The organism is Candidatus Acidiferrales bacterium (assembly GCA_036514995.1).
In the GTDB taxonomy this organism is placed as follows: domain Bacteria; phylum Acidobacteriota; class Terriglobia; order Acidiferrales; family DATBWB01; genus DATBWB01.
In genome coordinates, this window is the sequence record DATBWB010000155.1 from 1 (window position 1) to 12628 (window position 12628).

The following is a 12628-nucleotide window of genomic DNA, read 5'->3' on the forward strand; positions in this document are numbered from 1 at the left end:
GCATCCTTCGCGCCGCCGGCCAGCTCATCCGGCAGAACGGGGACGACCGCTACTTCTTGGACAAACCCTTGACCCCTACCGCGGCGCTGGGCGAGAGGGTGCGCCTCGCCGCATTCGGCGATGCGCAGGCGGAAGCCGAATGGGTGGCGCAAGAGATCGCCGCCCTTCACGCGAACAGCGCCGGTCTTCCCTACGGAAGAATCGCCGTGCTCTATCGCGCCCACCGCCACCGCGATCAACTGGTTGAAGCCCTGCTCCAGCGCCGCATTCCCTTTGTCATCAAGAATCTCTCCATCCTGCGCAACACCCTGGTGCGCGACCTGCTTGCCTACCTGCGTGTCATCCATGCCCCTCACGACAATGTGAGCCTGGCGCGGGTCTTGGCGACGCCCTACTGGGGCTTGGACGCGTCGCATCTGGCGGTGCTTGCCGAGCGCGCTTCCAAGAGCCGCATCTCCATTTACGACGCGCTCGCCGCAACCACCCGGGAACTTGCCTTTCCCGACGCTCAAACGAGGCTTGCCGAATTTATGGAATGGCTTCGGCAGATGCGCGAGCGCGAAAAATGGATGGACGCAGCGCAGTTTTTCGCCCTCCTCGTCGAGAAACTTCAGCTCAACCTTCTGCCTTCCGACCCCGACAGCCGCTACGTCGAGCGGCTTGGCGCCTTTATCCGCGATTGGCGGGAAAAGAGCGAAACCAAGAAACTCAAGGAACTGATCGAGTACCTGGGCTACTTCGAGGAGGCCGGCGAGGAAATCACCCTGCCGGAGGAGCCGGCGAGCCTGGCTGGCGAGGCCGTCCAGCTCATGACCGTGCACGGCGCCAAGGGGCTCGAGTTCCCGGTGGTCTTCGCCCTCCGGCTTACCCAGGGCGCTTTCCCGCCGTGGAAACGCAAGGTGACCATCGAATTTCCCGAGGCGCTCATGAAGGAGGCGTTGCCGCAGGGCGACTATCAGGTGCTCGAAGAGCGGCGCCTTTGCTACGTGGCGATGACCCGGGCGCGCCTTCTGCTCACTCTCGCCTCGGTCGTCAAAAAGCGCTCCCGGCCTTCGGTTTTTTTGGAAGACCTCCTTCGCGATCCGGAGCTGGCCCGGCGCGACCTGGCGCAACTTGCCCCGGAGGTTGCCCCGGCCGGCGTCGAGACGAATCCCGGCCCCACCCCGGACAGCCCGCTCCAACCCGCCCTGCTGCGCCACTCGCCCAGTCCTTACACCTATTCGCAGATCACCCGATGGGCGCGGGCTCGCCCCCATTCCTTCGCCGCTCCCTTTGCCCGGCCCGACAAGCCCCTCCAACTGAGCGCTTCCTCGATTGAAACCTACGAGCAGTGTTCCCTCAAATATAAGTTCGCCTACCAGTGGAAGATTCCGACCGGGCCCCATGCGGCAACCACTTTTGGCAACACCTTGCACGCCGTCATCGGCCGCTACATGGAGCTGCGAAAAAAAAGAGCGGTGGCGTTTCCCGAGCTCGACCAAATCTTGCGGGAACTCTGGTCGAGCGCCGGTTTCAGCGACCGCTACCAGGAAGAGGAGTACCGCCGCGCGGGGCTCGAGCAGCTTGCCGCTTTCCATGCCATCCATGAGCGGGCCATACCCGATGTCGTCGAAAAGCAAAAGGGATTCACCATGAAGGTCGGCGGAACGGACGTGACCGGATACATAGACCAGATCAACCGCCTCGCCGGGCGCCAGGTGGAGATCGTGGACTACAAGACCGGGCGACCGAAAACGCGCAAAGACGCCGACAACGATTGCCAACTCTCGCTCTACGCGCTTGCCGCCCGCCAAGTGCTGCGTCTTGACCCCGTGCGCTTGACCTTTTACAACCTCGCCACCAATGAGCCCGTCAGCACCTCGCGCGACGACCAGGATTTGAACAAGGCCAGGGAGCGCGTGGAAGAGGTCGCCGCTCGCATCCGTGCCGGGCAATTCGAAGCGCTGCCCGGCTTTCACTGCCGCTACTGCGAGTATCGGCCGCTCTGCCCGGCGCACGAGCAGCTCATCCCTCTGGCCTCCGACCCAAGATCGGAAAAATAGAAAGGGGAGCGATTGCTCGCTCCCCGAGGAAAAACGTCACTTGGTCCGAAAGCGTGCTACTTCTTCTTCTTCTTCGCTGCTTTCTTCTTCATTGAGCTACTCTCCCTTAGCTTTCGAGTTCGCCTGCCCGCCTCGCTCGCGTGCGAGGAGCAGGCTCAGCTTTGTTTTTACGAGTCATCAAAACAAATGTCAAGAAAAAACTGCACGCGACGAAAACGTTTTTCGGCGGAAATAAGGCGAAAGATTTTTCTACTGGGGACGAACCACGTAGAAATATCCGTCGCGCGCCAGCAGCGTGAGCCCGGGTCGCCTGACGCGCACTTCGATGCGATGATAGTCGTTGGTGAGGTGGCGCACGGAAGGAACGTAGCCGAGGGTGTAGCGATAGCGCGCCTGTTCGGCGAGGCGCGAGTAAACTTCTTCGAGCGAGTCGCGGCCCATCGCATAGAAGATGTCTCCGCCGGTCGCCCGGGCATAGCGCGCGAGCACGCCCGCCCCCCGATTCAGCACCGCATCCCCCACCCCGACCCCATAGACGGCTACGTCCGCTGAAAGAAGCAGCTTGACCACCTCGTCACGCTTGTTGACGTTGCGACGAGAATTGGCGCCGTCGGAAACGAGAAAAACAATTTTTCGATGGCTCCGCTCCCGCGTCAAAAGGGCATTGGCGGCGGCAAAGACCGCATCGTCAATATTTTTGTCCACCGTCGCCGTCTGGGGGAGCGTACTCGGCAGCGTGGGGCCGACCGGCAGAGTATTGACACGCGGCCCCGAGCTCATGGGCCCGCCGGGCGCCCACGTTTCCCGCTGGCCGAGTTCCAACCGCTTGAGGGCGGCAAAGAGCTGGTCGGTGTCCGAGGTAAAGTCGAGCCATAGTTTCGGATAGACATCGAAGGTGTAGAGGGCGAACTCGTCGTTGGGGCTGAACCCGGCAGCGATGGCGCGAAGGCTTTTGCGCACTGGCTCGACCGAGGTCGGGCTGAGCGCGCTATCCACCAGGATGACGGCCGAGAGCGGAAACGGTTCGGCGGAAAAGAGGATAATTTTTTGCTCGACCTCATCCTCAAAAATGCGAAATTCATCCGCCCGCAAATCGGTCACCTGGTTGCCATCGCCGTCTTTGACGGTGACGGGCACGACCACCAAATCAACCCGGGAGCGGATGACGGCTCGCGGGTCGTTGTCCACGGGCGCTTGTGAAGACGGGGTGACAGCCGGCGCAAGGAGCAAGGCGCACGCGAGGAGCGAACCCAGCCCGAAAACGTCTCGTGCAATCAGCATCGAATAGGTTGGATGCCAAGGGCACGGCGGCGGATACCTTCGGTCATCCTCTTGCCCCAAACAAGCATCCAAGCTCTCAGATGGCATTCGCTTCCATTATACGTTTGCCCTCGATGGTAAAACATGGTAAAAAAATGAGTCGAGGCCGGCTTCTCTCCTTGGGAAACTTTCTCTTGCTTGCTCTGCTCACCCTTTTGCCGCGGCCGCTTGCTGGCCAGGAAGCCCCGCCCGGGCCCCCCATTCGCGTCACCGTCAACGTGGTGAACGTCCTGGCCACGGTTCGAGACTCCGGCGGCCGGATCATCCCTGACCTCAAGAAGGAGGATTTTGACCTCTGGGAGGATGGCCAGAAACAAGAAATCAGTTTCTTCTCCAGGGAAAGCGCCGAGCCGCTTTCGCTCGGGCTGCTCGTGGACACCAGTGTCAGCCAGGGTCGAGTGCTCCCGATGGAACAACAATCGGCGGTGCGCTTCCTCGAGCAGGTGGTGAAGAAAAAGGACCTTGTCTTTGTGATCTCGTTCGACGTCGACGTGGACTTGCTCCAGGACTACACCAATGAGGTGGCGCGGCTTGAACGGGCGGTCGAGCGCACCGTGATCAATGCCCCCTTTTCGCCCGTCTCCCGCGGGCCCTTTGAAACCGGCTGCAAAGGAACCAGCCTCTTCGATGCCATCTACCTGGCCGCTACCGATAAGCTCGGCGGCGAGGCCGGCCGCAAGGCCCTCTTGATCCTCACCGATGGAGTGGACTGCGGCAGCCGCATGACGCTCAACCAGGCGCTCGAAGCCGCTCAGCGCAGCGACACCGTGATCTACCTCGTCGCCGTGTTTGACCGTTCCTTTTACGGCTCGGGCGGCTATTCCGGGGATAGCGTCATTAAAAAGCTAGCCGAGGAAACCGGCGGCCGGGGCATTACCGCGAGCGACCCCAAAAAGTTGACCCAGGCATTCGCGCAGATTGCCGAGGAGATGCGCTCGCAGTATTCCATCGGTTACACTTCCACCAACAAGAAGCGCGACGGCTCCTACCGTAAAATCAAGCTTCAGGTCAAGCGGGACGGCCACAAGCTCCTTGCCCGGCGGGGCTACTACGCTCCGAAAGAATAATTCCCACTGGAGAGGGAACCCGCCCAGACTTCCCGCCGCGGCGGGCGATTTCGGTGGCCATCCCTGTTTCTTGCCTTTGCTTCAATCTCTGGGCGCGTAATACCCGCGGCGGGTGCGAACTTTGACCCCTTTGCGCTCGGTGACGATCTCCACCCCATGAAATCTCCCGTCGGCAACGAGCTGAGTCGGCCGGAAGCCGAGGCTATATTGGCTGCGGAGTTCGAGCCCGATGTCTTCAAACGACTGGGAGAGGTCTTCCGCCCGATAAGGAAAGAAGGAGCGTCCGCCGGTGGAGTCGGCAAGCTCCTTCAAAATCTTGTCGCCCTCGGCGAGATGAATTTTCTCCGGCGTGGCCGTGCTCACGCTGAGCGACTCGATGTTGGTCGAGATGGTGTAGATGGCCACCTCAGCCCGCTCCGCCATCTCGAGCGAATCGCTGCGCGCTACCCGCGAAAAGGTATCCTGGCCGTCGGAGATGACGATCAAGACTCGCCGGTAGTTTTGCTCTTCCGGATTGGGTTGGGAAAGCTTGTTCCGGGCCGCCAAATAAATGGCGTCGAAGAGCGTGGTGCCGCCGCCGGGGCGGAGGGAGCGCACCGCCTTGGCCAGCGCCTCCGCGTCATCGGTGAAGTCCTGCACGACCGCCGGTTCGATGTCAAAGCTCATGAGGAACGCTTTGTCCTTGCCCCGGCGAAGCACGTTGTAAAAGAAATCGATCGCCGCCTCCTGCTCGAATTGGAAGCGCTCGCGAACGGAATTGCTCGTGTCAATGAGCATGCCGATGCGCAGCGGCAAATCCATTTCCCGGCTGAAATACTGAATCGACTGCGGCCGTTTGTCCTCGAAAACCTTGAAATCATCGCGGCCCAGGTCGGTCACGAAGCGGTTTTTCCTGTCCAGCACGCTGAAAACCATGTTCACCACTTCAACGCGCCGGCGGATGGTCGTGCGGCTGCTTTCCGGCTTTTGGGTTTGGGAGGGAGGGTTCTGCGGGGGTGGCGCCGAGGGCGGCGACTGCCCCCCGGCGAAGCCGGTCGCCAAGATCACCATCGTCAGCGCAAGCGCCCTGCCTTGCATGTTGCCCGCCCCCGAAAATACCCGCCCTATTATAATTAGCTCTGCTCAGCCCGGTCAACACAGAAGCAGCGCCCCGCGACAGGAACCGGCATCGAAGCCAACTCAGAGCGCTTTTTCCAACGCTCTCTGGAAGGCGATCAACTCGGGCGGCAGCGCCGCCTTGATTTCCAACCACCGGCCGTCCGCCGGGTGACGAAACCGCACAAGGGCAGCGTGCAGAAAATTTCTGCCCAGCACTGGCAACCTCGTTCCGCCCAGGCGAATCTGGCGCGAGGCCCCATAAAGCGTGTCGCCCACCACCGGATGGCCCAGTGCTGAAAAGTGAACCCGGATCTGGTGTGTCCGGCCGGTGGGGATGGTTGCTTCCACCAGGGTGAACCCGTCCAGCCGGCCGAGGACGCGATATTCGGTCCTGGCTTGGCGCCCCTCGCGGCGCCGAGTGGTCATGCGCACCCGCCGCACCCGGTCGCGCGCCACCGGCAAGGTGATGCTGCCCCGGTCGCTTTTGATGCGCCCGTGCACCAACGCGATATATCGCTTTTCCACCTGCCGCAGCCGAAATTGCTCGCTGAGCTTCAGGTGGGCCGCATCTGTTTTGGCAACAATGAGTGCTCCCGATGTGCCGCGGTCCAGCCGGTGAACAATTCCGGGGCGCAGCGGCCCGCCGATCGAGGCGAGCTGCCCCACATGGTGCAGCAGGGCGTTGACCAGCGTTCCGCCGCGGACACCGGCCCCGGCATGCACCACCATGCCCGCCGGCTTGTTCACAACCACCACGTCGTCGTCTTCGTACAAAATCTCAATCGCAATGTCTTCCGGCTGCGCCGGAAGCCCGGCCCCGCCCGCCCCGACAGGTCGGGGCCATTCCACTTCGATGGACTCTTGCCCGGATAGTAGCAGGCGGGGCTTCACCCGCTTGGCAGCCAGCGCTCCGCGAGTATCGGCAAGCCGGACGCGACCCTGCTTGATCCATTGTTGCAACCGCGCCCGGCTCACTCCCGGCAATTGCTGAGCAAGGTATTTGTCCAGTCGCTTCCCGGCCGCCGCCCCATCAGGACCCAACTTTTGGACGAGGGGGTTCATGGGCGATCCCGCAAGCCCGCTCGCCGCCTCCACCAGAATGTCACCACGCCGAGGATGCACAGCAAGCTGATCAATTGCGAGGTGGACAGCCAGTGGCCGATGACAAAGCCGCGTTGCTCGTCATCGCCGCGGACCATTTCGATCAGGAAGCGCCCGATGGCATAAAGGAAAAGATAGACGCTGAAAACCTGGCCGTCATAGCTTTTCCGCCGGGCAAGCCTGCCGAGATACCAAAACAGCGCCATATCCAGGACGAACTCGTAGAGCTGAGCGGGATGGAGCGGGACCCCAAGCGGGACTCCGACCACCTGATGACTATACGGCTCGGTGAACGTGACCGCCCAGGGAAACCCGGTCGCTTTGCCCCAGCAGCATCCGGCTGAAAAGCAACCCAGCCGCCCCATGCCCAGCCCGAAGCTGACACCGGGCGAGAAGACGTCGGCGACCTTCCCGAACGAGTAGCGGTACCGGCGCGCCATCAGCACGCAGGCGATGGCCCCACCCGCCAGACCAAAATACCAGACCCCGGCCGACTGCAACGTCGAAAGCGAAAGCATCTCCAGCGGGTGATCCAGGTAGTACTGCCGTTCGCTCAAAAACATTCCCAGTTTGGCGCCAACGATACCGGCAAGCGCCATGACGATGCCCAGGTCCCAGACCTTGCCCGAGTCCAATCCCTCCTCGGGCGCCCGCCTTGCTGCCAGGACGAGCGCGGAAAAAAAACCCAGCGCCACGAGCAATCCGTAAGTGTGGAGGGTAAACCAGCCAAGCTGGAGCAGGCGAGGAAACAAGTCAAGGCTCCGCTCGAGGCGAAGCCCGCTCGGGCGGCCGCCGCCCCGCGTCACCCCGCCGGGCAGGGCGGCGCTCTTCGCCGAAGAAGATCTCGTATAGCACCAGCAGCGCGCCGAGCACGATGGCTGCGTCGGCAAGATTGAAAACGGGCCAGTGATAACTGCGGAAGTAGAAATCGAGGAAGTCAATGACACTGCCGTTGCTAATGCGATCCCAGAGGTTCCCCAACGCGCCGCCGAGAATCATAGCCAGGCCGGTGCGCCCCACCCGGGATTCCTGGCGCGAGCGCCAAAGCAAGGCGAGCACGACCACGCTCGCCAACACCGAAACCAGTATCAACAGCCCAAGCTTGAAGGAGGAAGAGCCATCGGCCATCAGGCTGAACGCGGCCCCACGATTGAGCGTATGGGTCAGATTGAAGGCACCCTCCACGATAGACCGCACCTCTCCCAGGCGAAGTTCGCTCGAGATGACCCGCTTGCTCAACTGGTCGGCGGCAACCACCGCTCCGGCCAGAATCAAGAACGGAACTCTTGCCGATGCGTTCATACGGATGGCCCGGCTGTCATCGGGAGCCCGCTTCGATCTGGGCGAGGGCGGCAAGGCATCGCTCGCAGATCGTCGGGTGCTGGGACGATTCGCCAACCCGCGTCGAATAGCTCCAACAGCGCTCACACTTGGCTCCCTCCGCCCGGCTGACGGAGATTTCCAGGCCGGGGATCTCCGACTCGAGCGCGCCCTCGCGGTGTTCGCGGCCCAGTTCAACCTGGGACACGATCAACCACATCGGCAGCCACTCACGGTACGATTCGAGCAACGGCTCCAGGGCGCTGTTCATGCGGAGATAGACCTTCGCGTCGAGCCCGCTGCCGATAATCTTGTCCTTGCGCGCTGCTTCCAGGGCCTTCAACACCTCGGTCCGCACCGCCAGCAAGCCATCCCAGTTGGCCGCCCGGTCTTCTTCGAGACCGGCAGCCAGCTCCTCCGGCCTGGGGAAGTGCTGGGCGTGAACCGTTTCCCGCTCGTCCCGAACCTTCGCTGCGGGCTTGCCCGCCTCTGGCCAAGGCGCGCCTTTGGGCAAATGTTTCCACGCCTCTTCCGCGGTGAAAACCATCAAAGGTGCCGCCAGACGAATCAAAGCGTCCGCGATGCGATAGAGCGCGCTCTGGGCCGACCGGCGCGGCAACGAATCCGGGGCAAAGGTGTACAGCCGGTCCTTCGAGATATCCACATAGAGCGCGCTCAAGTCCACTGCGCAGAAATCATAGAGGGCGTGATAGACCTTGTGAAAGGCGTAGCCGGCGTACCACTCGAGGCATCGCCGGACCAGCCCCTTCGCCCGCTCCTGCATCCAGCGGTCCACCTCCAGCATGCGCTCGGCGGCGACGAGGTGGCGAGCCGGGTCGAAATCAAAGAGGTTCGCAAGGCAAATCCGAAACGTGTTGCGAATTTTTCGATAGGCTTCGCCCAGCCGGGCGAGGCTCTCCTCGCTCCACCTCATGTCGTCGTGATAATCGACCGAGGCCACCCACAAGCGAAGGATTTCAGCGCCGTATTTATCGCAGATTTCGCGCGGCAGGATGACGTTGCCCAGCGATTTCGACATGGGCCGCCCCTCCGCATCGAGCGTCCAGCCGTGCGAGATCACGGTGCGATAGGGCGCCCCGCCTTTTGTCCCGACCCCGATCAGCAACGAACTGTGGAACCAGCCGCGATACTGGTCGCCGCCTTCGATATACACGTCGGAAGGCCACGGGTGATCCGGGCTATGGCCCAGCACCGCCAGGTGCGACGAGCCGGAATCAAACCAGACGTCGAGGATGTCATTCTCTTTGCGGAAGCGCGAGGCGCCGCACTTCCCGCATTTCGTTCCTCGCGGCAAAAGTTCTTCGGCCGGGTGAGCAAACCAGGCGTCGGCGCCCTCCTTTTCAAACCAGCGCACTACCTGGCGCAGCGCCTTCGCGTCCTCGAGCGGCGCCTCGCACGCCTCACAGTAGAAGACAAGCAGCGGGACGCCCCAGACGCGCTGGCGAGAAATGCACCAATCGGGCCGCGTGCCCACCAGGCTGGCGATGCGCTCCTCGCCCCATTCCGGCAGCCACTTCACCCGCCGGATCTCTTCGAGCGCACGCTCGCGCAGCCGGTCACGCTCCAGGGAAATGAACCACTGCTCGGTCGCCCGGAAGATGACCGGATTGTGGCAACGCCAGCAGTGCGGGTAAGAGTGCTTCAGGTCTTCGCTCGCCAGCAACGCTCCGCGCTTACGCAACAGCTCGATGATGGAACGGTTGGCCTCGAAGACGCGCTGGCCCGCATACTCCGGCAATCCTTCGCTGAATCGCCCGGCATTGTCCACCGGGCAGTAGGTCTCCAGCCCATACTTGAGCCCGGTCATGTAGTCTTCCGCGCCGTGCCCGGGCGCGGTGTGGACGATGCCGGTGCCGACATCGAGAGTCACGTATTCGGCCAAAACACTGTCAATGAAAGAATTTGGGTATCCTTGTTTCGGCGGGAGGAACGGATGCTCAAAAACAAGGCCTCTTTGCTCCAAATCGGAGCCCTTGAACGTCGCCAGGACCGCCTTTTGCTTGAAGCCGCACTGCCCGGCGACCACTTCCCGAAGTTGGTCGGCGACGAGATAGACGGCTCCCTCCTCTGTCTCGACAGCCGCATAGTCAAAGTCAGGATGGAAGGCCAGGGCCATGCTCGCCGGAAGAGTCCAGGGCGTGGTGGTCCAGGTGATGGCAAACACTTCCCGACCTCGAAGCGCCTCAGGCACATCGTGTGGCTCAGTCCTCTTGAGGCCCTTGATTGTATGAACAACCGTAACCGGATGCTGGGTCAGCCTGTAGCGAACCCAGATGGAAGGGCTGGTATGGTCTTCGTACTCGACCTCGGCTTCGGCCAGAGCCGTCTCGTCGTACACGCACCAATAGACCGGCTTGAGTCCGCGATAGACGCTGCCCTTTTCCAAAAACTTCAGGAAGGTTTCCGCGATGAGGGCTTCGTATTGGTTGCTCATCGTCAGATAGGGGTCGTCCCATTGCCCGAAGATTCCCAGCCGCTTGAAGTCGCGCCGATGAAGTTCGACGAATCGGGCGGCGTATTCACGGCAGGCCCGGCGAATCTCGACCGGGCTCATCGTGGCCTTGCGCTCTTTCAGGTCCTGGTCCACTTTGATTTCAATGGGCAGGCCGTGGCAATCCCATCCGGGAACAAACGGTGCCCGATAGCCCATCATGGTTCGGGACTTGACGATGAAATCTTTCAGGATTTTATTGGCGCCGGTGCCGAGGTGAACATCGCCGTTGGCATAGGGAGGGCCATCGTGAAGCACAAAAACCGGCGCCCCCTCGCGGGCCTGAAGGATTCGCTCGTAGATTCGCTTGGCCTCCCACTCAGCCAACTGGGCTGGCTCGGTCTGCGCCAGATTGGCCTTCATGGCGAATGCGGTTCTGGGAAGGTTCAGAGTACTTTTCAAATCAACGGCTTTGGGCATTCGCCCTCCGGCCCATTCTCCCCATCGGTGAGGATCGGGCTGAGAAAGGACCCACGATAGCGACGGCATCGCTCACCCCGCTGTGGCGGGGCGAGTCCGGCCAGCCAAGCGCGTCATGTTACAATGATTTGGTTGTGCTGTCAGCATTACGGCATGCCGGAGAATACATCCTTTTTTTGCGAGTGGAATCTAAGTAGAATAGGCTGACCAGCTCAGAATGGAACGGAAGGATGGCAACGCAGACCCAAGGGCCTCCAACAAGCACCCCGACCGCAGGCCAAGCGAAGGCACCGCGAGCGACTGAGCCGCCCAACCTTTTCCCCGACTATGAGTCCAGATGGCAGGTCTTTTCCCGGAATCTGCGCGAGTTCTTGACAAGCCGGGGAGCGTTTGGCTCGGCGCCGCGAGGGGTGCGCTCTGACCTTTTCCTCGAGGTCCAGCCGGCCTCCCGATCCTTTTTCCGCGACCTTGCCGATTTTCTGATGGGCCGGGGAGCCTTCCGCGCCGTCAAGCTACGCCCCGGATCCGACCCGTATCATTTCCTTTATGAGGAGCGTCCCTGGTATTCGAGCCTGGTTGAAAATCTGCGCGAGACGCTTTTCCCGCGGAAGCTTCCGCCCATTGCTCTGACCAGCCAGCCGGTGGCGGTGCCGGAAATTTGGGAGAAGCGAAAGCATTTGGGGCCGAGCTTTGTGCTCTCCTCAAGCTGGCACGTGATCCTGGTCGTCCTGCTGGTCATTATCCCGCTCATCCGGTATGCCCGGTCTAACTCGGAGACCAAGGTTCAGGTCCGCATCACCCCAATCGACTTGTCGCCCTACGCGGCGTTTCTGCCTCCGGGCAAAAACCAGGCCGGGGGCGGCGGGGGCGGCGGCGAGCGCAGCAAGATCGATGCGTCCAAGGGGCGCCTGCCCAAGTTTGCCATGCAGCAGCTTACGCCGCCGGTAGTGGTCCTTCGCAATCCCGACCCAAAGATGGCCGTGGAGCCAACGGTGGTTGTGCCGCCTCAGATTACTTTCCCGCAACCTAACCTGGCGACATACGGCGACCCGCTCGCCCAACTCATCACTCAATCCTCCGGCCCCGGATGGGGCGGCGGGATCGGGACGGGGAGCGGAGGGGGCGTGGGTTCGGGCACCGGTCCGGGCGTCGGGCCAGGATGGGGCGGCGGGATCGGCGGCGGAGCGTTTCGTGTGGGTGGCGGCGTGAGCGCGCCGGTCTGTGCCTATTGCCCCGATCCGCGTTACTCCGACGAAGCTCGCAAGGCCCGTTATTCGGGCACCGTCGTTTTGCTGATCGTCGTGGACACGGAAGGGCGCGCCACTGACATCCGGGTGGTGCGCGGCCTTGGCCTGGGTCTCGACGAAAAAGCGATCGAGGCCCTCCGCACCTGGCGCTTCAAACCCGGCATGCGCGGCAGCGTGCCTGTGCCAGTCATCGCTACCGTCGAAGTTACCTTCCGACTCCTGTAAACCGTTTTGATTGCGGGAACGAGTTCCTTTCCACGGCCAAGGTCAAGATGGCATGATCAGTGTGAGGGCCGACGTAGATAGTCACGAACGGGTTGGTCAGGAAGTTGGTGACGCACCGGGAGTTGCCCACCAAGTAAGAGGGCGACCACAGTTGACTTTGCTAGTTCGCAATGACCCGTTGTAATTCCAATCAAACCGACGAGGAGTTATTGTGTTTTCCTGATCTTACTTTCTACTAGCCCTAAGTTGCCGAGCACGGCTGCTCGCTGCTCTCTT

At 61.9% G+C, this 12628-nt stretch carries 9 protein-coding genes; 3 read left to right on the top strand and 6 right to left on the bottom strand.

Going from position 1 to position 12628, the window contains the following annotated elements; all coding sequences use genetic code 11:
• The coding region (locus VIH17_10290; protein ID HEY4683622.1) for an ATP-dependent DNA helicase at window positions 1-2042 on the top strand (2042 nt) is incomplete at its 5' end.
• Between the two features lie 249 nt (window positions 2043-2291).
• On the opposite strand, the gene VIH17_10295 is transcribed toward VIH17_10290, so the two are convergent.
• Window positions 2292-3323 (bottom strand): VWA domain-containing protein, encoded by a 1032-nt coding sequence (locus VIH17_10295; protein ID HEY4683623.1) that lies wholly within the window; start codon window positions 3321-3323, stop codon window positions 2292-2294.
• Window positions 3324-3481: 158 nt separating this feature from the next.
• On the opposite strand from VIH17_10295, the gene VIH17_10300 reads away from it, so the two are divergent.
• Window positions 3482-4429, top strand: coding sequence for a VWA domain-containing protein (locus VIH17_10300; protein HEY4683624.1), 948 nt, complete (start codon window positions 3482-3484; stop codon window positions 4427-4429).
• A gap of 81 nt (window positions 4430-4510) precedes the next feature.
• On the opposite strand, the gene VIH17_10305 is transcribed toward VIH17_10300, so the two are convergent.
• The 5 genes from VIH17_10305 to ileS form a co-directional block, all read right to left on the bottom strand.
• A complete protein-coding gene (locus tag VIH17_10305) occupies window positions 4511-5506 on the bottom strand; it encodes a VWA domain-containing protein (protein HEY4683625.1) in 996 nt (331 codons plus the stop codon).
• 102 nt (window positions 5507-5608) lie between these two features.
• Window positions 5609-6589, bottom strand: a complete 981-nt coding sequence (locus VIH17_10310; GenBank protein HEY4683626.1) for an RluA family pseudouridine synthase — start codon at window positions 6587-6589, stop codon at window positions 5609-5611.
• Window positions 6586-7380 carry a prolipoprotein diacylglyceryl transferase gene (lgt, locus tag VIH17_10315; protein HEY4683627.1) on the bottom strand — a complete coding sequence of 265 codons (795 nt, stop codon included), beginning with the start codon at window positions 7378-7380 and terminating at the stop codon, window positions 6586-6588. Before lgt ends, VIH17_10310 begins: the two co-directional genes overlap by 4 nt.
• Before the next feature lies 1 nt (window position 7381).
• Window positions 7382-7930 carry a signal peptidase II gene (gene lspA, locus VIH17_10320; GenBank protein ID HEY4683628.1) on the bottom strand — a complete coding sequence of 183 codons (549 nt, stop codon included), beginning with the start codon at window positions 7928-7930 and terminating at the stop codon, window positions 7382-7384.
• A gap of 16 nt (window positions 7931-7946) precedes the next feature.
• Window positions 7947-10880 (bottom strand): isoleucine--tRNA ligase, encoded by a 2934-nt coding sequence (ileS, locus tag VIH17_10325; protein HEY4683629.1) that lies wholly within the window; start codon window positions 10878-10880, stop codon window positions 7947-7949.
• 410 nt (window positions 10881-11290) lie between these two features.
• Here ileS and VIH17_10330 point away from each other — a divergent pair, with 410 nt between their 5' ends.
• Window positions 11291-12352, top strand: coding sequence for an energy transducer TonB (locus VIH17_10330; GenBank protein ID HEY4683630.1), 1062 nt, complete (start codon window positions 11291-11293; stop codon window positions 12350-12352).
• Window positions 12353-12628: the final 276 nt, after the last annotated feature.